This is a genomic window from Thioclava sp. IC9, from assembly GCF_002213225.1.
GTDB classification, from domain to species: Bacteria; Pseudomonadota; Alphaproteobacteria; order Rhodobacterales; family Rhodobacteraceae; genus Thioclava; species Thioclava nitratireducens.
The window spans coordinates 337,013-358,414 of record NZ_NBNX01000001.1 but is presented as its reverse complement, the minus strand read 5'-3'; the positions used below and the strand labels follow the sequence as shown (position 1 = coordinate 358,414).

Sequence of the window (21,402 nt, the reverse complement as noted above, 5' to 3'; positions counted from 1 at the left end):
ATGCTGCGCGCCATCAACACGGTCGGATTTGTCGGCTTGCTGAAACCAGCGCCGGGCACCTGGGGCTCGCTGGTGGCGGTGCTGGTCGGTTGGGCGATCGAACATTGGCTGGGCTTTATCCCGCTGGTGATCGCCACGGTCGCGGTCACCGCACTCGGCTTCTGGTCGGTGCGCGCGCAACTGGGCGACAGCAGCGACGACCCCTCCGAGATCGTCATCGACGAGGTGGCGGGCCAATGGGTGGCGCTCCTGTTCCCGGCCTTCGGCTTCTGGCAGCGCGGCCTCTCCACCGGCGTCGATCTGCATATGGTCTGGCCCGGCCCGGTCGCGGCCTTCCTGCTGTTCCGGCTGTTCGACATCTGGAAGCCGTGGCTCGTGGGCCGCGCCGATCGCCGCCATGACGCGACGGGCGTGATGCTAGACGATATCTGGGCGGGGGTCTTTGCCGGGATCGTGTCGATCATCCTCGCAGGGCTCTATCACGTCGTCTTTCTGGGCATGATGGGATGAGCCGCGCCTCCGACGTTCTCGACGCCTGCAAGGCGCGCGGTCTTATGGTCGCCACCGCCGAGAGCTGCACCGGCGGCATGGTCGCCGCAGCCCTTACCGATATTCCGGGATCGTCGGCGGTGGTGGAGCGCGGCTTCGTCACCTACACCAATGACGCCAAACGCGAGATGCTTGGCGTCAGCGCGGAAAGCCTCGACGCCCATGGCGCGGTCTCCGAGGAGGTCGCGCGCGAGATGGCCGAGGGCGCGCTGCGCCACTCCCACGCCCAGCTCGCGGTCGCGATCACCGGGATCGCAGGCCCCGGCGGGTCGGAGTTCAAACCCGAGGGCCGCGTCTGCTTCGGCCTCGCCCGAAACGGCGCCGAAACGCAGGTCGAGACAGTCGAATTCGGCGCGCTCGGCCGCGACACCGTGCGCGAAGCGGCCCGCGATCATGCGCTGAGCCTGCTGCTGCAAGCCGCCGAAAGCTGACTCACTTCCGCCCATCAATCGCGCATACCGAGAAAAATCTGCCCAATTTGCGCGCAGTTTCCAAAGTGACGCGCATTTGAGCGGCCTGCGCGGAAATTGTCCCTTTATTGCGCGCGGCGCTTATGGCCCCTGCCCCTCCAGAGGGATTTCCGAGGAGGATGTGAGCAAATGGAAGCGGGGATGAACGCGGCCGATACCGCGTGGATCATGGTGGCGACGGCGCTGGTCTTGCTGATGACGCTGCCGGGGCTGGCGCTGTTCTACGGCGGGCTGGTGCGGGCGCGCAACGTGCTGTCGATCTTCATGCAGTGTTTCTCGATCGCCGCGCTGATGAGCGTGCTGTGGCTGCTGTTCGGCTATTCGATCGCCTTCGGGGACGCCAATGGCTACTGGGGCGGTCTGGGCAAATTTGCGCTGCTGGGCGTGACGCCCGAAAGCCTCTCCGGCTCGATCCCCGAGATCGTCTTCTTCGCTTTCCAGATGACCTTCGCGATCATCACGCCCGCCCTGATCGTCGGCGCCTTCGTGGAGCGCATCAACTATGCCTTCGTGATGGCCTTCACCGGGCTCTGGATGCTGCTGATCTACGCCCCGGTCACGCATTGGATCTGGGGGGGCGGCATGATGTCGGATGGCGGCATCTGGGGCGCGGTCGGCACCCGGGATTTCGCGGGCGGCATCGTGGTGCATGAAACCGCGGGTCTTGCAGCCCTCGTGCTGGCGCTGATGATCGGGCCGCGCGCCAAGCGCACCACCCCGCCGCACAACCCCGGCATGGTCGCGATGGGCGCAGGGCTCCTGTGGGTCGGCTGGTTCGGCTTCAACGGCGGCTCGGAGCTGGCGGCCGATGGCGTTGCCGGCATGGCGATCACCGTCACTCATATCTCCGCTGCCGCCGCCTCGCTCAGCTGGGCGCTGTGGGAGCGCATCAAGTTCGGCCGCGCCTCGATGGTGGGCCTCGTGACCGGCACGATCGCGGGGCTCGCCTCGATCACCCCAGCCTCGGGCTTCGTGGGTCCGATCGAGGCGCTGGTGATCGGCTTCGCCGCCGGGATCATCTGTCAGGAATTCGTCGTGCTGATCCGCGAGAGGCTTCATGTCGATGACAGTCTCGACGTCTTCGCGGTCCATGGCGTGGGCGGCATCTTCGGCACGATCATGATCGCGGTCTTCGGCCATGGCAGCTTTGTTGCCCAGCTTGGCGCGCTGGCGGTGGTGGGCGTCTTCACCGTCGCAGGCAGCTGGGCGCTGGCGATGCTGGTGCGGCTCGTCTTCCCGCTGCGCGTGAGCGAGGAGCACGAGACCAACGGGCTGGACCTTTCCACCCATGGCGAACGCGCCTACGACATGAATTCCTGATCGCGGGGCTTTGAACGGGAACGCAAAAAGGCCGCCCCGAGAGGCGGCCTTTTTCGTGGCGCGGAACGAACGGCGCGGCGCTCAGCCCTTCGGCCCGTACAACTCCTCTGCGCGCTTCTCGAAGGCACGCACGATCCGCTGCATCGCCTCGTTGAAGACGACCCCGATCACGCCCTGCAGGATCGCGTTCTTGAACTCGAAATCGACGTGGAAATCCACCTCGCAGGAGCCGTCCTCGCGATCGGTCATCCGCCAGTGGCTGTGCATGTATTTGAACGGACCGTCGATATATTCGGTCTCGATATGATGCTCCTCGGGATGAAGCACCACGCGCGAGCCGAACTTCTCGCGGAACACTTTGAACGAGATCACCAGATCGGCCAGCATCAGGATCGAGCCGTCCGGACGCTCCTCGCGCGAGCGCACGCGGGCGGCGGAATTCCACGGCAGGAATTTCGGATAGCTCTCCACATCGGCCACAAGATCGTAGATCTGCTGCGCGCTATAGGGCATGACCCTGTTCTCGTGATGCTTAGGCATGTCTCTCCCGTTTTCTTGCGCCTCTTGATGCGCTAAAGCTAAGCCCGAGTTCAAGCCCTACAACCCGTTTCGAGGCCCGACATCATGACGCAGCGCCCCTATGTGATCGACCAGATGATTTCGGCCAAGCAGATCGCGGCCCGAGTCGAGGAATTGGCGGCCGAGATCACCCGGACCTTCAAGGGCACCGACAAGCTGGTCGTGGTGGGGCTGCTGCGCGGTTCCTTCGTGTTCATCGCCGATCTGGTGCGCGAGATCGACCTGCCCGTCGAAGTCGACTTCCTCGAGGCTTCGAGCTACGGCGACGCGATGACCAGTTCGCGCGAGGTCCGCATCCTGAAAGATCTGCGCGCGGGCATCGAAGGCCGCGACGTGCTGGTGGTCGAGGATATCGTCGACACTGGCTTCACTCTGCACCACGTGATGGGAATGCTGCGGGCGCGCGAACCGGGGCGGATCGAATCCTGCGCGCTGCTCGACAAGCCGTCGCGGCGCGAGGTCGATGTGCGCGCCACCTGGACCGGGTTCGAGATCCCCGATGAATTCGTCGTGGGCTACGGGATCGACTTCGCGCAGCGCAACCGCAACCTGCCCTATATCGGCAAGGTGCGCTTCACCGGGGATGCTTCGTGAATTACACGTGGCTGCTACGCATGGCGCGGTGGGCACGGCGCCCTCCGTCGATGACGCAGGTGAAGATCGTGGCGATCGTGGCGCTCGCCGTGATCGCGATCGTTGTCATTGAAAAGCTTGGATATTGGCCGGACTGGGCGACGGTGAACCCGCGCGCCTTGCGCGCTCCCAGACCCTGAGGCCGCGGTCCCTCTTCGGGCTTGTGAAATATCCCGGGGGGTGGGGCGGGAAAGGCGGCCTTCCAGTGGAAGAACGCCCGCCGAACGCCCGACGCGCAAGCGACGGGCCGTGACGAGCGGGGGCAGAGCCCCCGCCACGCCAGTTTTACAGCGACGAAATGCGCAGCAGGCGCGCGATCTCGCCGACGATGCCGCGGCGGAACAGCAGCACGCAGGCGATGAAGGTCGCGCCGATCACCACCTGCACCCACGAGCCGATGCCCGACAGGAAGTGCTGCAGCGTGACCACGATGAACGCGCCCACGACCGGGCCGAAGATCGTGCCCATGCCGCCCAGAAGCGTCATCAGGATCACCTCGCCCGACATCTGCCAATGCGCGTCGGTCAGCGAGGCAAACTGGAACACCAGCGCCTTGGTCGAGCCCGCAAGCCCTGCCAGACCCGCAGACAGCACGAAGGCCAGCAGCTTGAACCGGTCGACGTTGTAGCCCAGCGACAGCGCGCGCGGCTCGTTCTCGCGGATCGCCTGCAGCACCTGCCCGAAGGGCGAATGCACGATGCGGTAGATCGCGAGGAAGCCGACCAAGAAGATCACGGCCACGAAATAGTACATCGTGATCGGATCGCTGAGATTGAAGATCCCCAGCAGGTTGCCGCGCGGGATGCCTTGCAGACCGTCCTCGCCGCCGGTGAAGGGCATTTGCAGCGCGAAGAAATACACGATCTGCGCGAGCGCGAGCGTGATCATCGCGAAGTAGATGCCCTGCCGGCGAATGGCGAGCGAGCCCACGACCCAGCCCATCGCAGCCGCTGCGAGCGTGCCAGCGATGATGCCCAGGATCGGCGGGAAGCCCCAGACCTTCAGCACATGGCCCGCGACATAGGCCGCACCGCCGAAGAAGGCGGCATGGCCGAAGCTCAGAAGGCCGGTGAAGCCGATCAGCAGGTTGAAGGCGGCCGCGAACAGCGCGAAGCACAGCAGCTGCATCACGAAGACCGGGTAGAGGAAGAAGGGTGCGATCGCGAGGAAGCCCAGCAACACCACCCAGAACACAGCCTGCACCATGCGGCCGCGCTTGTGGGTCTGGGGGCTGACGTCTTCCTGTTCGAATTCGCCGATTTCGCTCGTCGTGCTTGTCGTATTGCTCATGTCTTCACCCTCACCCTTGACGTCCGAAGAGGCCCGACGGGCGCACCAGAAGCACGATCACCATCAGCAGGAAGATCACCGTGTTCGCGGCGGGCGCGTAGAAGACCTTGGTCACGCCCTCGATCAGCCCCAGAGAGAAGCCGGTGATCACCGCCCCCGCAATCGAGCCCATGCCGCCGATCACGACGACCGCGAAGATCACGATGATCAGGTTCGCGCCCATCAGCGGGCTGACCGAGTAGATCGGCGCGGCCAGCACGCCTGCGAGCCCCGCGAGGCCGGTGCCGAAGCCGAAAGTCAGCATCACCATCAGCGGCACGTTGATCCCGAAGGCTTTCACCAGCTCGGGGTTCTCGGTGCCCGCGCGCAGCCGTGCGCCGATCCGGGTCCGTTCGATCACGTACCAGGTCACGAAGCAGACCACGATCGAGAAGATGATCACGAAGAGGCGGTATTTCGGGAACATCATGAAGCCGAGATTGGTCACGCCCTTCATGCTCTCGGGCATCCCCGGATAGGGCGTGCCGGAGGCGTTGAAGTAATTGATGAACAGGCCCTGCAGCACCAGCGTGATCCCGAAGGTCAGCAGCAGCGAGTAGATCGGGTCGAGCTTGTAGAGCCTGCGCAGCAGGAAGCGTTCGATCAGCATCCCGAAGCAGGCCACCAGGAGCGGCGCGAGGATCAGCGCCGGCCAGAAGCCGATATGCAGGTCCGCCATGCCGATCCACTGACCGACATAGGAATACAGGATCAGCGCGAGGAACGCGCCCAGCATGTAGAGCGCGCCATGCGCGAAATTGACCACGTTCAAGAGGCCGAAGATCACCGCGAGCCCGAGGCTCAGCATCGCGTAGAACACGCCGTTGTTTAGGCCCAGCATCCCCTGGGCAAGAATAAGTCGGATCATCGGATCCATCGGGGTTGTCCTCCCTGTCGGGTCTCGGGCGCCTGAGCCCGGCCCGGTTTCTCGTTACACGCTCAGGTAATGGTTCAGCCGGTCCATCGAGGCTTCGACCTGATCGGCTTCGATCACGTCGATCACCTCGCCATGTTCGATGACGTAATGGCGGTCGGCGAGCGGGGCTGCGAAGCGGAAGTTCTGCTCCACCAGAACGATCGTGTAGCCGCGCGATTTCAGATCGCGGATCACGCGACCCAGCGTTTTCACGATCACGGGCGCAAGCCCTTCGGTGATCTCATCGAGCAGCAGCAGCCGCGAACCGGTGCGCAGGATACGCGCGATGGCCAGCATCTGCTGTTCGCCGCCCGAAAGCCGCGTGCCCATCCGCTTGCGGACATTGGCGAGGTTCGGGAACATCTCGAAGAGTTCCTCCACCGACATGCCGCCCTCGCCGACATTCGGCGGCAGCATCAGGTTTTCCTCGACATTGAGCGAGGCGAAGATGCCGCGCTCTTCGGGGCAATAGCCGATCCGTGCATCGGGCGAGATCTTGTGCGTGGGCTTCGTCAGAAACTCCTCGCCATTGATCTTGATCGAGCCTTCGCGGCGATCGACCATACCCATGATCGAACGCAGCGTGGTCGAACGGCCCGCGCCGTTGCGGCCCAGAAGGGTGATCAGCTGCCCCTCGCCCAGTTCGAGATTGATCCCGTGCAGGACGTGGCTCTCGCCATACCATGCGTGCAGATTCTCGATCTTGAGCATCGGTTTGGTCATGGTTGCGGTGCTCATGCGACCTCCTCCTGCTCGTCGGCGGAGACGCCCATGTAGGCCTCCATGACTTGCGGGTTCTTCGACACTTCGGAATAGGGCCCTTCGGCCAGCACTTCGCCGCGCGCCAGCACGGTGATCGTGTCGGCCAGTTCCGCCACGACGCCGAGGTTATGCTCCACCATCACGATGGTACGCCCCTCGCGGACACGACCGATCAGCTCGGTCACGGCGCCCACGTCCTCGGTGCCCATGCCCTGGGTCGGCTCGTCGAGCAGCATCAGCTCGGGCTCCAGCCCCAGCGTCGTCGCGATCTCGAGCGCGCGTTTGCGGCCGTAGGGCAGCTCCACCGCTTTGAGATGGGCGAAGTCCTTCAGCCCCACCTGATCGAGTGCAGCGACGGCTTTCGCGTCGAGGTCGTGCAGCACCGATTTGGAGCGCCAAAACTGATAGCTCACGCCCAGCGAGCGTTGCAGCGCGAGGCGCACGTTTTCCAGCGCCGTCAGGTGCGGAAAGACCGCGGAAATCTGGAACGACCGAACGATGCCCATATTGGCGATCTCGGCGGGTTTGCGATTGGTGATATCGCGGTCGTTGAAGAGGATCTTGCCCGACGTGGGCGTGATGAATTTCGTCAGCAGGTTGAACATCGTGGTCTTGCCCGCGCCGTTCGGGCCGATGATCGCGTGAATGGCGCCGCGCTTGATGCGCAGGTTCACGTCATTGACGGCCACGAAGCCGCCGAAACTCTTGGTCAGGTTCTTGGCCTCGAGAATGATATCGTCGCTCATGGTCTCGCTTTCGGACTGATACGAAGGCGCAGGGCGGTCGCGATGCCGCCCTGCGCCAAGGATTTGTTCAGATCACTTGTTGACCAGCTTGCAGCCGCCCGCTTCGAGCGAGGCATAGGCCTCTTTGCCCGGAATGGTGCGCGCCACGTCGGCCACATCCCACGGATCTTCGCCGCCTTCCTTGACCTTCAGCAGATACATGTCGTGCTCCAGCAGGCCGTCGGGACGGATGGTGCCGCCCTTGGCGAAGAAGTCGTCGATCTTCATCTTGCCGAGCTGCTCACGCACCTTGTCGGAATCGTCGGTGCCAGCCGCCTTGATCGCCTCGAGATAGGCCATGGTCAGCGAGTAGTCCGCAGCGTGCACGAAGGTCGGCGCTTCGCCGCCCGAGAACTTCTCGTACTCTTCCTTCCACTTGCGGCTCTCGTCGTCCATGTTCCAGTACCAACCGGTGGTGAACTGGAGGCCCTTGGCGACGTCGGTGCCGAGCGACTTCACGTCCGAGATCAGCACCAGCATACCAGCGAGCTGCTGGCCACCGGCGACGATGCCGAATTCATGCGCCTGCTTGATCGAGTTCACGGTGTCCTGACCGGCATTGGCCAGACCGATCACTTTCGCGCCCGAGCTTTGCGCCTGCAGCAGGTACGAGGAGAAGTCGGTCGATGCCAGCGGCACGTCCGAGCTGCCCACAACCGAACCGCCGAGGTTCTTCACGACTTCCGACGTGTTGTCCTGCAGGGCATGGCCGAAGGCGTAGTCAGCGGTGATGAAGTACCAGCTGTCGCCGCCGTTCTTCACGACCGCCGTCGCGGTGCCGACCGGCAGCGCGTGGGTGTCGTAGCCGTAGTGGATACCATATTTCGAGCAGTTCTCGCCGGTCAGCGCCGCGGTGGCAGCGCCGGTTGCGAAGGTGATGGTCTTCTTCTCGGAAGCGAGTTGCTGCACGGCAAGCGCCACGGCCGAGTTGGTCAGGTCGGCGATCATGTCGACATGCTCTTGGTCGATCCACTCGCGTGCGGTGGCCGAACCGACATCCGCCTTGTTCTGGTGGTCAGCCGAGATCACTTCGATCGGCTTGCCGAGAACTTCGCCGCCGAAGTCGCGTACGGCCATTTTCACCGCGTCGACCGCGCCCTTACCCGAGAAACCGGTCGAGTAGACGCCGGACATATCGCCGAGCACACCGATTTTCACCGAGCCGTTCGAAATCGCGTCCTGCGCCATCGCGCCGCCTGCGGCAATGCTAAGCGCCGCGGCACTTACACCTGCGTAAATAGCTGATTTCATCAACATTCCTCCCATTGGTTGATAGATTTGGCTCTCTTGCGCATCGCGCCATGAGAACACGCCGACGGGACGCTTCTCTGGTCCCTGCCGGATTACGATCCTGTTTTTCTCCTCACACGGCCGTCCCTGCTCCTCGACGCGACCGCTCGCGAATTCAGCTTGGAAACGAGGGGACATTCAAGTGCTTGCGCCACCGCAGTTCCCTTCAAGCCGATAAATTCATTGTCAGCGCTCCCATCATAGGCAGAAACCGGCCATGTGCAAAAGGCTAGGTGGGAAAATACGCGCGGCCATGCCACGTATCGCCAAACGCATGTGCAAGAATACCCATATAGCCCGTTTTTACGACACACGACTGCAAAAAGGACCGGCAATGAGCTTCGATTGGGACGATCTGCGATTCTTTCTCTCTGTGGCCCGGGCCGGGCGCCTGACCGTCGCGGCCCGCGCGATGGGCACCGATCATGCAACGGTATCACGCCGGGTCAAATCTCTGGAGACCCAGCTTGGCGCGCAATTGTTCGAGCGCAGCCCGCGCGGCTATGCGCTGTCGGAACATGGCGAGCGGCTTCTGGCGAAGGCCGAGCAGATCGAGAATGTCGCGGCACGCGTGCAGGACGAATTGTCGGGCACGCTCTATGCGCTGTCCGGCACGGTGCGGATCGGCGCGCCCGATGCGTTCGGGGCGTTCTTTCTCGCGCCGCGGCTGGCGGATTTCATCAAGGCCAATCCCGAGCTGGAGGCGCAGCTGGTCGCCACGCCGCGCCTGTTCTCGCTCTCGAAGCGCGAGGCGGATATCGCGATCACCCTGTCACGCCCCGAAAAGGGCCGGCTCGTGTCGCGCAAGCTCACCGAATACACGCTGCATTTCTACGCCTCCCCCGACTACCTCGCCCGCAATTCGGCGATCAACCGCAAGGAGGACCTGCTGAAGCACCCGCTGGTCGGCTATATCCCGGAACTGATCTACACGCCGGAGCTGGATTACCTGTCGGTCATGCTGGGCGATCACACGCCGCGCCTGTCCTCGACCAATCTCTTCGCGCACAAGCAGGTGGCCGAGGCCGGACGCGGGATCGCGGTGCTGCCCGATTTCCTCGCCCGCCACTCGACGAAGCTGGTGCCGATCCTGCCCGACGAGATCGAGATTCGCCGCACCTTCTGGCTGGTCACTCATGAAGACCTGCACGAGATCGCCCGCGTCCGCGCCGCGATGCGCTTCATCGCCGAAGAGGTTTCCAAGAGCCGCGCCGAGTTCCTGCCCCGGATCACCGCCCTGTCGGATTGAACGGGGCGACGCGGCGGGCCGATTGGGTCGGCGATGGAGCGCGGTCGATTGAGCCGCGCTCATGATCTTGGCGCGGATTATTCCGATGCGCAGCGCTGGCCCAGGCCCCTGCCCGCCTGCTATCACCTGCCCCACAGTCACCGGCACGTCGCTCACCCGCGACGGAATGTCGAAAATCCACCGCGCCCGGCGTCGCTTTCGGGCAATTCTGGCCCCACGAGGAGAGAGATTCGCATGGCACAGATCACCTTGGTCTATTGGCGCGACATCCCGGCCCAGATCATCGCGGGCAAGGGACGCCGTGGCGTCAAGAAACCACTGCCCGAACGGTTCGAGCAGGCGATCGACCGCGCGGCCATGAAGATCGGCGCTCGCGACAGCGACGCCTATCTGGCCGAGTGGCGCAAGGTGCCCGAGGGCGAGGAGCCCGGCGACGATGCCGAGGCGGCCGAGGCCGTGCTGGCGCGTATCCTCTCTGACTACGACGACGCGCGGTTGCGCGCGTTGATTGCCAATGACGGCTGGAACCCCCAGCCCGACGCGTAAGGGAGAATAGGCGCATGGCTCTTGTGAATTTCCGCCGCGAGGCTGCGAAACCGGTCCGCCCGCCGGTGAACGCCAATATGGTGGCCCTGCTGGACGGCGCCTCGGTCGAGGTCATGCCGCGCACCGCCGCGAAGGTGGAAAGCTTCGCGCCTTTGTTCGCGAAGGGCTCCCGCGTCTATATCGCCCATATCGACGGCACGCCCTTCGAGGAAATGCTCGCCACGGCCAAGCGGCTGCGCGAAGAGGGTTTCGAGCCGATGCCGCACTTCCCGGCGCGCATCATCCGCGACGAAGCGCAGCTCAATGACTGGGTCTCACGCTACCGTGGCGAAGCAGGTGTCGAGCAGGCGCTGCTGCTGGGCGGCGGCGTGGCCGAGCCGAAGGGCGACTTCCACTGCGCCATGCAGATGATCGAAACCGGCGCCTTCGACGGCTTCGCCCGTCTTCATGTCGCCGGCCACCCCGAGGGCAACCGCGACATCGATCCCAATGGCGGCGAGGCAGAGGTGATGGCCGCGCTGAAGCTCAAGCAGGATTTCGCGAACCGCACCGATGCGGATATGGCGATCGCCACGCAATTCGCCTTCGAGGCCGGTCCGATCCGCGACTGGGCCAAGCGTCTGGAGGCCAACGGCATCGAAATGCCGGTCCATCTGGGCATCGCGGGCCCCGCGAAACTGCAGACGCTGCTGAAGTTCGCCATCGCCTGCGGCGTCGGCCCCTCGCTGAAAGTGCTGCAAAAGCGCGCCCGCGACGTGACGAAGCTGCTGCTGCCCTTCGAGCCGACCGAATTGCTGACCGATCTGGCCGCCGATCGCCCGTCGAATATCGAAGCCGTGCATTTCTTCCCGCTGGGCGGTATCACCGCGACAGCCAATTGGATCGCCGAACAGAGAGGCCATGAATGACCCGCACCGTCCTTGAGTCCAAAACCAAAACCGTCGTGATCGGCTTTGACGAGCCCTTCTGCGTCATCGGTGAGCGGATCAACCCCACCGGCCGCAAGAAGCTGGCCGCCGAGCTGGAGCAAGGCGATTTCTCGACGGTCGAGAAAGACGCGCTCGAGCAGGTCGCCTGCGGCGCCACGGTTCTGGACATCAATTCGGGCGCGGTGTTCTCGAACAAGATGGCCGAAGACCCGCGCTATGCGGATAACAACTTCGTCGAACCCTCGCTGATGCGCGATCTGATCAACTGCGTGCAGGGCGTGATCGACGTGCCGCTGTGCATCGACAGCTCGGTTCCCGCCGCGCTCGAGGCGGGTCTGGAAGCCGCCGAAGGCCGTCCGCTGCTGAACTCGGTGACGGGCGAGGAAGAGCGTCTGGAACTGGTTCTGCCGCTTGTGAAGAAATACAACGTGCCGGTCGTCGCGATCTCGAACGACGACACCGGGATTTCCGAAGATCCCGACGTGCGTTTCGCCGTGGCCAAGAAGATCGTCGAGCGCGCCGCCGATTTCGGCATCCCCGCGCATGACATCGTCGTCGATCCGCTGGTGATGCCGGTAGGCGCGATGGCCTCCGCGGGCCGTCAGGTCTTCACGCTGGTCAACCGCCTGCGCGACGAGCTGGGCGTGAACACCACCTGCGGCGCATCGAACATCTCCTTCGGCCTTCCGAACCGCCACGGGATCAACGGGGCCTATCTGCCGATGGCGATCGGCGCCGGCATGACCTCGGCGATCATGAACCCGGTGCGCAATCAGGAGATGGAGGCGATCCGCGCCGCCAACCTGCTGATGAACCACGACCCGAACGGGATGGAGTGGATCCGCCTGTCGAAGACGCTCGACGCGATGAAAGAGGGCGGCATCAGCTTCGCCGAAGCCTCGGCAGCCGCGGCCACCTCCTCCGCCGGTGGGCGTCGTGGCGGGCGCCGTCGCCGCGCCTGATCCGCCCCACCAAGACAGTCGAACGCCCGGGCTTGCTCCGGGCGTTTCGCATTTTGCGCATCGCGTTTCTTCCACTCCGGATTTGAGGCCTTTCCAGGGACTATTGTTGCGCAAACCGGCACAAATCGTCCGCAGTTCCACGACAATGGCGGTTATCACGGCGCGATTCGCGGAGTCGTAATCAATCAGAGCTCCCACGCACAGAAGCCGTCTCATTCAGCATATTGCAGCCTCAGCCGCGCTGCGGACCGGCGGGATATCGCCGCTTCGCGCCCCGGGGCTCGAAAATTCCGGTTGTAAGGCAAAGATTTACTGGCAGGGCTTAAACCCGTATGTGTACCTTGCGGCATCGAACTGGGAACACGCTGCCATGCGCTTAGCATTCAAACTGCTCAGCGCGGCCTCTCTGGCGCCTGCGCACCTTGAGACGGCATCGCGCACCGGCTTGTTGAAAGCCTCGTCCCCCGGACGCGCTGCGGCGCGGGCGGGCACGCTCGCTGCGCTGATCGTCGCGGGCGGTCTCGCCGCCTGCTCGACCAACAGCCCCGAGGTGACGACGACCCGCGGCACGGCCCAACTTCTCGACCTCTCCGCGCCCGATCTGGCGCCAGGGCTCGAGACCGCTCCCTCGTCTGAGCGGCTGCCCGATAACAGCCATCTGGGCGCCGACTTCATGGAGCTCAGCTTTTTCCTCGAATCCGGGCGCGCGCTGCCGCGCTTCACCCGGTTCGAAGGTCCCGTCTCGATCACGCTCGCCGGCAACGCCCCGCCCGTCGCGCAGACCGAACTGGGTCATCTGGTCCACCGGCTGCAGACCGAGGCGGGGCTGAACGTGTCGACCGAACCGGGCAATGCCAACACGATCTCTGTGCAATTCGTTCCCCAACGGCAGATGCGGCGCGAGGTTCCGAATGTCGCCTGTTTCGTGGTGCCCAATGTCGAAAGCTGGACGGATTACCGCAACTCGCATGGCGATGAGGCCAGCGATTGGGCCAAGCTGACGCAGCGCCATTCCGCCACCGTGTTCATCCCCGCCGCCTCGACCCCGCAGGAGATCCGCGATTGCCTGCATGAGGAGGTCAGCCAGGCGCTCGGGCCGGTGAACGATCTCTACCGCCTGCCCGATACGGTCTGGAACGACGACAATTTCCACACCGTGCTGACCAAGTTCGACATGACGATCCTGCGGGCCTATTACGACCCGGCGCTGCATACCGGCATGAGCCCCGACGAAGTGCGCGCGGCCCTGCCCGCGATCCTGTCGAAGATCCACCCGTCGGGCGGCCAGATGCGCACCCTGCCCGCCGATCCGACACCGCGCACCTATGTGAAGGCGATCACCACAGCGCTCGGTCAAGGCGCGAGCGACAAGCGCCGTCGTGCCGCCGCCGAACGCGCCACGAAGATCGCCACCAGCCGGGGCTGGCATGACAGCCGCGCGGCGTTTGCGTGGTTCGCGGTCGGGCGGCTGACGATGAAGACCGATCCCGAGATAGCCGTCGCGGCCTACAAGAAGGCTGGCCGGATCTACCGCGCAACGCCGGGCGCGGAAATTCAGGCCGCCCATATCGATATGCAGCTTGCGGCCTACGCACTTGGCACGGGCCGCGCGCAGGAGGCGGTGACGCTGGTGAACCGCGCGCTGGCCTCCGATGTCTCGACCGAGAACGCCTCGCTGATGGCCACGCTCTACATGATCCGCGCCGAAGCCTATGGCCAGCTTGGTGACGCTACGCAGGAACATCAGGCTCGTCTCGACATGCAGCAATGGGCGCGCTATGGATTTGGCTCGGACGCGGCGGTTACACGCCGCGCGAACGAGGTGGCGGCCCTCGCCAATGCGGGCGCTCGCGTGAACTGACCGCAAAAGGCGGTCCGGGCGCGCCCGGACCAAGACCGCAAGGGGGCGCAGCATGTATGTTCTGGCAGGGGTGGTGATCGGGCTGATCTGGGGCGACTGGAAGGCCCGCAAACGCGGCGGCAACAAGCTCGACCGGGCGCAATATGCCGCCGTTCACGCGATCGGGCTGGCGCTGGTGGGCCTCTTCGTCACCGTGATCATCAACCGCATCTGGGCATAATCGGAGGGCGGAGATGTTCCTGCCATTCTTCGATGCTCTGCGGCGCGGCGGTGTCCCCGTCTCTCTGCGCGAATATCTGAGCTTTCTCGAAGGGCTGGCCGCGGGGCTTTGCACCTACGACATCGACGGGTTCTACTATTTCGCCCGCGCCGCGATGGTGAAGGACGAACGCTTCCTCGACCGGTTCGACCGCGCGTTCTCCGAGGCCTTCTCGGGGCTGGAGACGATCACGCCGGACGATGTGCTCAACGCCGTCGATCTACCCGAGGAATGGCTGCGCAAGCAGCTTGAGAAACACCTAACAGACGAAGAAAAAGCGCAGATCGAGGCGCTCGGCGGGTTCGACAACCTGATGGAAACGCTGAAAAAGCGGCTCGAGGAGCAGAAAGGCCGCCATCAGGGCGGCAGCAAATGGATCGGTACGGGGGGCACCTCGCCCTTCGGTGCTTATGGCTACAATCCGGAAGGCGTCCGCATCGGCCAGAAGGAAAGCCGTCACCAGCGCGCCGTGAAAGTCTGGGACAAGCGCGAGTTTCGCGATTTCGACGACACGGTGGAGCTGGGCACCCGCAACATCAAGGTGGCGCTCAAGCGCCTGCGCCAATGGGCGCGGCACGGCGCGAATGAGGAATTGGACCTGCCCGGCACGATCCGCGCCTCGGCCGAAGCCGGCTATATCGACGTGAAAACCCGGCCCGAGCGGCATAACGCGGTGAAGGTCGTGCTGTTTCTCGATGTGGGCGGCTCGATGGACGCCCATGTGCAGCTGGTAGAGGAACTGTTCTCCGCCGCCAAATCCGAGTTCAAGCATCTCGAGCACTGGTATTTCCACAATTGCCTCTATGAGGGCGTCTGGAAATCGAACAAGCGCCGCTGGAACGAGGCGACGCCGACCTGGGACGTGCTCCATCGCTACGGGCCCGATTACAAATGCATCTTCGTGGGCGACGCCTCGATGTCGCCCTATGAGATCACCCATCGCGGCGGCGCAAACGAGCATTGGAACGACGAAGCGGGCCACGTCTGGCTGACCCGCGCGCGCGAGCAATGGCCCGATCACACATGGCTCAACCCGATCCCGGAACGCGGCTGGGGTTATACGCCGTCGATCGAGATCATCCGCGAGATTTTCGAGAACCGAATGCATCCGCTGACCCTCGAAGGGATCACCGCGGCGATGAAAGAACTCGGATGAACCGGCTGCGCTACCTCTGGGGGCATCACAAGATCGCCTCGCTGGGCTTTATCCTCGCGGTCGCGCTGTCGCTGTTCTTCGGCGCAAGGTTCGTCTCGCGCGCGATCTACTGGTCGGACCCCGCCCATCTGCATCAAAGCCCAGAGGAATGGATGACGCCGGGCTATATAGCGCGAAGCTGGCATCTGAAGATCGAGGAAGTCGACGCGATCCTCGGCATCGAGGACGGCCACGCGCTGGTCGGCGACGGACGCCCGACGCTGGAACGTATCGCGAAGGCCAAGGGCGAGCCGCTGCAGGACCTGATGCGCAAACTCTCTCTCGGCCTGCCGAAGACGATCGCCGACAAAGAAGCGCGACCGCCGCAATGAGTTTCTCCGACCTTTCAGACTGGCTGCTCGCGCAGGTGCCGCTCTACGGGCCTTGGCTGTTAGGTCTGACGACCTTCCTGAGCTGCCTCGCGATCCCGGTCCCCTCCTCGCTGATAATGATCGCGAGCGGAGCCTTCGTGGCCTCGGGCGATCTGGACCTCGCGACGGTGGCGGGCGCAGCCTTCACCGGCGCGATCCTCGGCGATCAGCTGGGCTTTCAGCTCGGCCGCCGGGCCGAGCGGTTCCTGCCGCAGCCCGGCACCAGACGCGGCGCGCTGGTGGACAAGGCGATGGCGGCCCTGCGCAGGCGCGGCGCGGTCACGGTGTTCTTCACCCGCTGGATGTTCTCCGCGCTCGGCCCTTGGGTGAACCTCGCAGCCGGCGCCTCGGGCTTCGCGCATCGGCGTTTCACGCTGGCCGATCTGGCGGGCGAAGCGGTCTGGGTCACCGCCTATGTGGGCCTCGGCATCACTTTCGGGGCCAATCTGGACGCGGCCGCCGAACTTGCGGGCAACGCGCTGGGGCTGTTGGGCGCGGGTGCGGCCGCCTTCGCCTTCGGCTGGTGGCTCTGGCACGCGGCCAAGCGCGCGCCCAAAGCCCCCCATCCGACGCCTGATCACGACGCTTGATCACGGGCCCGCGAGCCGCCATATCCATCCCATGTTGTTCCGCCTTCTCCCGATCCTGCTGCTGGTCCTCTACGGCTTCGCCATGTGGCATTTCTCGACCTGGCAACTCAAACGCCAGCTGAACGGGAATTCGCGCCGGTTGCGCGACAGCAAGCTGGAGCCCTATCTCGACCGGCTCGCCGCCGCGCTCGAAGTCTCGGAAATCCCCGTCCATGTCTACCAGATCGAACCGGTCAACGGCCTCGCCGCCCCCGATGGCCGCGTCTTCATCACCGAAGGCTTCATGCGCAAATATCGCAACCGCGAGGTCTCGGCGGAGGAGCTGACCTCGGTGATCGCGCATGAGTTGGGCCATGTCGCCTTGGGCCATTCGCGCCGCCGCATGATCGACTTCTCGGGTCAGAACGCCCTGCGCGCCGTGCTGATGACAGTGCTTGGCCGCTTCATCCCGTTCATCGGTCCGTGGATCGCCAATCTGATCACCGCCGCACTCGCCGCCCGCCTCAGCCAGCGAGACGAGTTCGAGGCCGATGAATTCGCCTCCGCACTGATGATCAAGGCGGGCTTCGGCACCGAGCCGCAGGTCTCGCTTTTCCACAAGCTCGATGCGCTGACCAAGAACGCGGGCCAGACCACGCCCGCCTGGTTGCTCACCCACCCCAAGACTGAAAAGCGCATCGCCGCGATCGAGGCGAACCAGTTGCGCTGGTCACGCGCAGAGCGCTGATTTTCCTTACTTTCGCCGCGCAGGGCCGCTAATCTGCCCGCGAGGAAGGGCAGCGAATGACAAGCGGGTCTAAAGGGCGGGTGCACAGGCGCCGGGTGTTCTACATTCCGGGCTACGACCCGATTCACCCCCGCCGCTACCGCGAGCTCTACCGCAAGGAAGGCGCAGACCAGGCCCGCATCTCGGGCTACGAGATCGCGCTGGCGCCCAAGCGCGCAGGCGGCCCCTATGGCTGGCACGTCACCTCCACCCAGGACGGCGCAGAGGTCGAGGCCGATGTCGAAGTGCTCGTCTGGTCCGATATCGTGCGCTCATCGATGGGCAAATCGATCCCCGCGACCTACGCGCAACTGATCCGCACCGCATGGGCCTATATCGCCTCCGGCGCGCTGTTCCGGCTGATGAGGCTGCGCAAAGGCCCGGTGATCGCCGCGCTCTACCCGATCGTGGCACTGATCGTGCAGGCGCTGATCGGGTTCGGCCTTGGCTGGGCTACGGCAGCACTCGCATTGACGCGCCTTCCCGGCTTCCCGCTCGACTGGCTCGCAGGCCTCATTCTCGGCGCCGCGATCCTTACCCTCACCCTGCGCTGGTTCCGAGGCAAAGACGGCAAGCTCTTCGCCTATTACCTGATGCATGACTACGCCTTCACCGCACGCTGGGGCGGCGCGAACCCGCCAGAGCTGGAAGCGCGCATGGCCGAGTTCGCCACCCGCATCGAAGACGCCATGCGAGAGGATTGGGATGAAGTCCTGATCGTCGGCCATTCCTCGGGCGCCCATCTCGCCGTCTCGATCCTCGCCGACCTGATCCGCGAGAACCGCCTCCCCAGTTCGGGCTTGTCGAAATATCCCGGGGGTCCGGGGGCAGCGCCCCCGGCGCTCGCCTTCCTCTCGCTCGGTCAGGTCATCCCGATGGTCAGCTACCTCCCCCGCGCCACCCGCCTGCGCGCAGATCTGCAGTTCCTCGCCACGCGGCCCGAGCTGTTCTGGCTCGACGTCACCGCGCCGGGCGATGGCTGCGCCTTCGCGCTCTGCGATCCGGTTGCGGTCTCGGGCGTGGCCCCGGAGGGCCAGATCCAACCGCTGGTGATCTCCGCCGCCTTCACCCAGACTCTCAGCCCTGCACGTTGGAAAGAGCTCCGCTGGCGCTTCTTCCGGCTGCATTTCCAATACCTCTGCGCCTTCGACCGGCCAAGGGATTACGACTATTTCCGCCTGACCGCCGGACCGCTGACCCTGGCCGAACGCTTCCACGGTCGCCCGCCATCGAAAAGCCGGATCACGACGCCCGCGAACCGGTTCTCGAGCGTCACATGAGCCGGCCCTCCCGCCTACCCCCGAAACCGACCCCGCGCCCGGATCGCGTCTCGCTCTGGCGCTATTTCCGGCTGTTCAAATCCGACATCCTCTCCGCCCAGCCCGCGCGCCTCTATCGCGCGTGGATGGCGGAGTTCCGCACGCCGTTCTTCCGCTCCTACATGTGCAACGACCCCGATCTGGTCGATCTGGTGCTCAACAAACGCCCGATGGATTTCCCGAAATCCGACCGAGTGCGCGAGGGGCTGAAACCGCTTCTCCGCGAGAGCGTCTTCATCACCAATGGCGAACAATGGCAGCGCCAGCGCCGGATCATCGACCCGGCGTTCGAGGGCGGCAAACTGCGCGAGACATTCCCGGCGATGTGGGCAGCGGGCGAGGCTTGCGTCGAACGGCTGAAGATGAAGACCGACGCCGAACCGATTGATATTGAAACGGAAACCTCCCACGTCGCGGCCGATATCATCTTTCGCACCCTATTCTCGATCCCGATCGAGGATGAGACCGCCAGCGCCGTCTTCGCAGCCTTCAAGCGCCATCAGCGCGCCTCTCCGGTGGTCAATCTTGGCGCGCTGCTGCCGCTGCCGCGCTGGTTTCCGCGCTTTCATGCGCGCGAGACGAAGCGCACGGCCGCCCATATCCGCGCGCTGATCAAGCGGCTGACGACAGAGCGCGCCGCCAGGATCGCCACCGGCACCGCGCCCGACGATCTGGCGACCAAGATCATGACCACCGCCGATCCCGAAACCGGCGAGACCTTCGACACCGCCGAGATGGTCGATCAGGTCGCGATCTTCTTTCTTGCGGGCCACGAGACTTCGGCTTCGGCGCTGGCATGGGCGCTCTATCTGCTGGCGACGCATCCGGAATGGCAGGATCGAGTGGCCGAAGAGGCAACGACTGCACTGGCGGAAAGTCACAACTTTTCCGTGCTTTCCAAGCTGAAGCTAAACCGCGCAACCTTCCGTGAGACGATGCGGCTTTACCCGCCGGTGCCGATGTTCGTGCGCGAGGCGACCTGCCCGGAAACCTTCCGCAAGCGCGACGTCAAACCGGGCAGTCAGGTGGTCATCTCACCGTGGCACCTGCATCGCCACGAACGGCTATGGGACAATCCCGACGGGTTCGACCCGAGCCGCTGGGAGACCGAGAACGGCAAGTCCTGCCAGCGCCGCGCCTATATCCCGTTCTCCTCGGGCGCGCGGGTCTGCCCCGGTGCAGGATTCGCGATGGCGGAGGGGCCGCTTCTGCTCGCGATGCTGCTGCGGGTGTTTCGGTTCGAGGCTGTCGAGGGCCGCGAGCCTGTCCCTGTCGCGCATCTGACGGTGCGCGGCAAGGACGGGATTTATCTCAGGATTTCCATGCGTTGAGACGCGAAACTCAGTCCCGCACGACGAGATCGGCGGCGCGGCTCTCGCGCGTGATGGTGCGGCCATTGGGCAAGTCGTTTTCCTCGACGCGGCGGCGCGTCTCGGCCAGATCGCAGCCCTGATCGCGCCAGCGTTGAGTCAGCCGCTCGCGCAGCACCTCTTCAGGCAGATCAATGCGGATCGTAAGATCGAAAAGCGGATAGAGATCGCTCCAACCGGGTCGCGTCAGCAGCAGGTAATTGCCCTCGACGATCAGGTATTTCGCCGAGCCCGGCACGTTTGCACCGCCCGGAACGGTGGCGTCCAGATCACGGTCGAAGGTCGGCACCGCCTCGTCCTGACGGCTCGATTTCAGCCGTGCAAGAAGTTGTGAAAACCCCTCCGTATCAAATGTTTCCGGTGCGCCCTTCACGTTACGCAGGCCGCGTGCGTCGAGCCAGTCATTGTCGCGGTGAAACCCGTCCATCGCGACAATCGCCGATTGCTCTCCGAGCGCCTCGGCGAGTTCATGCGCGAGATGCGACTTGCCCGCACCGGGACCGCCGACCAGCCCGATCAGCAGCCGCTCGCCCGGAAGCTGGCGGATATGCGCGGCCAGATCGGCGCGCGGCACCTGCAGCTCGCTCTCCATGAAGGCCCCGTAATCGCCCATCGGGCCGTCGCTATCGCCGAGCCAATCCGGCATCACGACATCGCCTTGATGAACCGTTCCAAAGCTGCGGCCGGGTCGTCTTCGCGCCAGACCTCGTCGCCGAAAGCGAACCAGTCGGTGACGGGGGCGAATTTCGTGACCAATTCCTCGGTCAGCGCGCCTTCGGCCACCACCGGGACTTCGATCACTTCCGACCACCAGGCGAACAGCTCGTGCTCGGCGGGTTCGGCCGTCCCCAGATTGGTCTCGCCGATCGGGCCGAAGCAGACATAGTCGGCCCCCGCCTCGCCCGCGTTCATCCCCTCATGGCGGGAATTGCCGCAGAAACTGCCGACGATCGCGTCGTCACCCAGCTCCTTGCGGCCATAGCGAATCTGCTTCGCGCCATCGATGAAATGCACCCCGTCGAGCCCGTGGCGTTCAACGAGGGCGACATGGGATTCGATGACCAGCGCCACGTCGCGGGCATGGGCCACTTCGCGCATCGCGTCGGCGATCCGACCGATCTCGTATTCGTCGCGGCTGGCGAGCGACAGGCGGATGCAGGCGATCTCATGCGCATCGAGCACCGAGGCCAGTTTCGGCGCGAATTCCTCGGCGTCGAAAGCGGGCGGCGTGATCAGGTAAATCTGCGGGCGGTCTTCGGCCATGGGCAGGCTCCTTTGCGGGTCTTGGGCGCCTATTAACGCAAGCGGCGCGGCCTTGCCAGTGCCAGCTTGCGCGACTAGGAGAGGCGCGA

25 protein-coding genes are annotated in these 21,402 nt (G+C 64.6%); 17 read left to right on the top strand and 8 right to left on the bottom strand.

The window, feature by feature from the left end:
• From B6V76_RS01620 to B6V76_RS01610, 3 genes are all read left to right on the top strand, one after another.
• Positions 1-510, top strand: a complete 510-nt coding sequence (locus B6V76_RS01620) for a phosphatidylglycerophosphatase A (protein ID WP_088726493.1) — start codon at positions 1-3, stop codon at positions 508-510.
• Positions 507-980 carry a CinA family protein gene (locus B6V76_RS01615; RefSeq protein ID WP_088718544.1) on the top strand — a complete coding sequence of 158 codons (474 nt, stop codon included), beginning with the start codon at positions 507-509 and terminating at the stop codon, positions 978-980. Before B6V76_RS01620 ends, B6V76_RS01615 begins: the two co-directional genes overlap by 4 nt.
• 180 nt (positions 981-1,160) lie before the next feature.
• Complete coding sequence (locus tag B6V76_RS01610) at positions 1,161-2,339, top strand: ammonium transporter (RefSeq protein WP_088719362.1); 1,179 nt, start codon at positions 1,161-1,163, stop codon at positions 2,337-2,339.
• 81 nt (positions 2,340-2,420) lie between these two features.
• Here B6V76_RS01610 and B6V76_RS01605 read toward each other — a convergent pair whose 3' ends face one another.
• Positions 2,421-2,879: a type II toxin-antitoxin system RatA family toxin gene (locus B6V76_RS01605; RefSeq protein ID WP_088718543.1), complete on the bottom strand. Its 459-nt coding sequence runs from the start codon at positions 2,877-2,879 to the stop codon at positions 2,421-2,423.
• An 84-nt stretch (positions 2,880-2,963) separates the two neighbouring features.
• Here B6V76_RS01605 and hpt point away from each other — a divergent pair, with 84 nt between their 5' ends.
• Positions 2,964-3,512: a hypoxanthine phosphoribosyltransferase gene (gene hpt, locus B6V76_RS01600; RefSeq protein ID WP_088718542.1), complete on the top strand. Its 549-nt coding sequence runs from the start codon at positions 2,964-2,966 to the stop codon at positions 3,510-3,512.
• On the top strand, positions 3,509-3,691 hold the full coding sequence (locus tag B6V76_RS19600; RefSeq protein WP_098411081.1) for a hypothetical protein: 183 nt from the start codon (positions 3,509-3,511) through the stop codon (positions 3,689-3,691). Before hpt ends, B6V76_RS19600 begins: the two co-directional genes overlap by 4 nt.
• Positions 3,692-3,836: 145 nt before the next feature.
• Here B6V76_RS19600 and B6V76_RS01595 read toward each other — a convergent pair whose 3' ends face one another.
• The 5 genes from B6V76_RS01595 to B6V76_RS01575 form a co-directional block, all read right to left on the bottom strand.
• Positions 3,837-4,757 carry a branched-chain amino acid ABC transporter permease gene (locus B6V76_RS01595; protein WP_088719361.1) on the bottom strand — a complete coding sequence of 307 codons (921 nt, stop codon included), beginning with the start codon at positions 4,755-4,757 and terminating at the stop codon, positions 3,837-3,839.
• Positions 4,758-4,851: 94 nt separating this feature from the next.
• Positions 4,852-5,757 (bottom strand): branched-chain amino acid ABC transporter permease, encoded by a 906-nt coding sequence (locus B6V76_RS01590; RefSeq protein ID WP_075774919.1) that lies wholly within the window; start codon positions 5,755-5,757, stop codon positions 4,852-4,854.
• A 54-nt stretch (positions 5,758-5,811) separates the two neighbouring features.
• Positions 5,812-6,519, bottom strand: a complete 708-nt coding sequence (locus tag B6V76_RS01585) for an ABC transporter ATP-binding protein (RefSeq protein ID WP_206184180.1) — start codon at positions 6,517-6,519, stop codon at positions 5,812-5,814.
• 11 nt (positions 6,520-6,530) lie between these two features.
• Positions 6,531-7,304 (bottom strand): ABC transporter ATP-binding protein, encoded by a 774-nt coding sequence (locus B6V76_RS01580; protein ID WP_075774921.1) that lies wholly within the window; start codon positions 7,302-7,304, stop codon positions 6,531-6,533.
• Positions 7,305-7,376: 72 nt separating this feature from the next.
• Positions 7,377-8,594, bottom strand: a complete 1,218-nt coding sequence (locus tag B6V76_RS01575) for an ABC transporter substrate-binding protein (RefSeq protein WP_075774922.1) — start codon at positions 8,592-8,594, stop codon at positions 7,377-7,379.
• A gap of 373 nt (positions 8,595-8,967) precedes the next feature.
• Here B6V76_RS01575 and B6V76_RS01570 point away from each other — a divergent pair, with 373 nt between their 5' ends.
• From B6V76_RS01570 to B6V76_RS01525, 12 genes are all read left to right on the top strand, one after another.
• The gene (locus tag B6V76_RS01570) at positions 8,968-9,882 is read left to right on the top strand and encodes a LysR family transcriptional regulator (RefSeq protein WP_075774923.1); all 915 of its coding nucleotides are present in this window, start codon (positions 8,968-8,970) and stop codon (positions 9,880-9,882) included.
• A 234-nt stretch (positions 9,883-10,116) separates the two neighbouring features.
• Complete coding sequence (locus B6V76_RS01565; RefSeq protein WP_075774924.1) at positions 10,117-10,428, top strand: virulence factor; 312 nt, start codon at positions 10,117-10,119, stop codon at positions 10,426-10,428.
• Positions 10,429-10,442: 14 nt separating this feature from the next.
• Positions 10,443-11,336, top strand: coding sequence for a 5,10-methylenetetrahydrofolate reductase (locus B6V76_RS01560; RefSeq protein ID WP_075774925.1), 894 nt, complete (start codon positions 10,443-10,445; stop codon positions 11,334-11,336).
• On the top strand, positions 11,333-12,319 hold the full coding sequence (locus tag B6V76_RS01555; RefSeq protein WP_075774926.1) for a methyltetrahydrofolate cobalamin methyltransferase: 987 nt from the start codon (positions 11,333-11,335) through the stop codon (positions 12,317-12,319). The genes B6V76_RS01560 and B6V76_RS01555 overlap by 4 nt, the downstream gene beginning before the upstream one ends.
• Before the next feature lie 370 nt (positions 12,320-12,689).
• A complete protein-coding gene (locus tag B6V76_RS01550; RefSeq protein WP_088726492.1) occupies positions 12,690-14,180 on the top strand; it encodes a DUF2927 domain-containing protein in 1,491 nt (496 codons plus the stop codon).
• A 52-nt stretch (positions 14,181-14,232) separates the two neighbouring features.
• Positions 14,233-14,400, top strand: a complete 168-nt coding sequence (locus B6V76_RS19810) for a hypothetical protein (protein ID WP_165756950.1) — start codon at positions 14,233-14,235, stop codon at positions 14,398-14,400.
• 13 nt (positions 14,401-14,413) lie between these two features.
• A complete protein-coding gene (locus tag B6V76_RS01545; protein WP_075774927.1) occupies positions 14,414-15,595 on the top strand; it encodes a VWA domain-containing protein in 1,182 nt (393 codons plus the stop codon).
• Complete coding sequence (locus tag B6V76_RS19805) at positions 15,592-15,966, top strand: hypothetical protein (protein WP_166504517.1); 375 nt, start codon at positions 15,592-15,594, stop codon at positions 15,964-15,966. The genes B6V76_RS01545 and B6V76_RS19805 overlap by 4 nt, the downstream gene beginning before the upstream one ends.
• On the top strand, positions 15,963-16,595 hold the full coding sequence (locus B6V76_RS01540) for a DedA family protein (RefSeq protein ID WP_166504516.1): 633 nt from the start codon (positions 15,963-15,965) through the stop codon (positions 16,593-16,595). The genes B6V76_RS19805 and B6V76_RS01540 overlap by 4 nt, the downstream gene beginning before the upstream one ends.
• A gap of 34 nt (positions 16,596-16,629) precedes the next feature.
• Positions 16,630-17,322, top strand: a complete 693-nt coding sequence (locus tag B6V76_RS01535; protein ID WP_088726883.1) for a M48 family metallopeptidase — start codon at positions 16,630-16,632, stop codon at positions 17,320-17,322.
• Between the two features lie 56 nt (positions 17,323-17,378).
• Positions 17,379-18,641 carry a hypothetical protein gene (locus B6V76_RS01530; protein ID WP_088726490.1) on the top strand — a complete coding sequence of 421 codons (1,263 nt, stop codon included), beginning with the start codon at positions 17,379-17,381 and terminating at the stop codon, positions 18,639-18,641.
• Positions 18,638-20,011 (top strand): cytochrome P450, encoded by a 1,374-nt coding sequence (locus tag B6V76_RS01525; RefSeq protein WP_088726489.1) that lies wholly within the window; start codon positions 18,638-18,640, stop codon positions 20,009-20,011. Before B6V76_RS01530 ends, B6V76_RS01525 begins: the two co-directional genes overlap by 4 nt.
• Before the next feature lie 10 nt (positions 20,012-20,021).
• Here B6V76_RS01525 and B6V76_RS01520 read toward each other — a convergent pair whose 3' ends face one another.
• The gene (locus B6V76_RS01520) at positions 20,022-20,696 is read right to left on the bottom strand and encodes an AAA family ATPase (RefSeq protein ID WP_240496887.1); all 675 of its coding nucleotides are present in this window, start codon (positions 20,694-20,696) and stop codon (positions 20,022-20,024) included.
• On the bottom strand, positions 20,696-21,313 hold the full coding sequence (locus tag B6V76_RS01515) for a thiamine phosphate synthase (RefSeq protein ID WP_088726488.1): 618 nt from the start codon (positions 21,311-21,313) through the stop codon (positions 20,696-20,698). The genes B6V76_RS01520 and B6V76_RS01515 overlap by 1 nt, the downstream gene beginning before the upstream one ends.
• Positions 21,314-21,402: the final 89 nt, after the last annotated feature.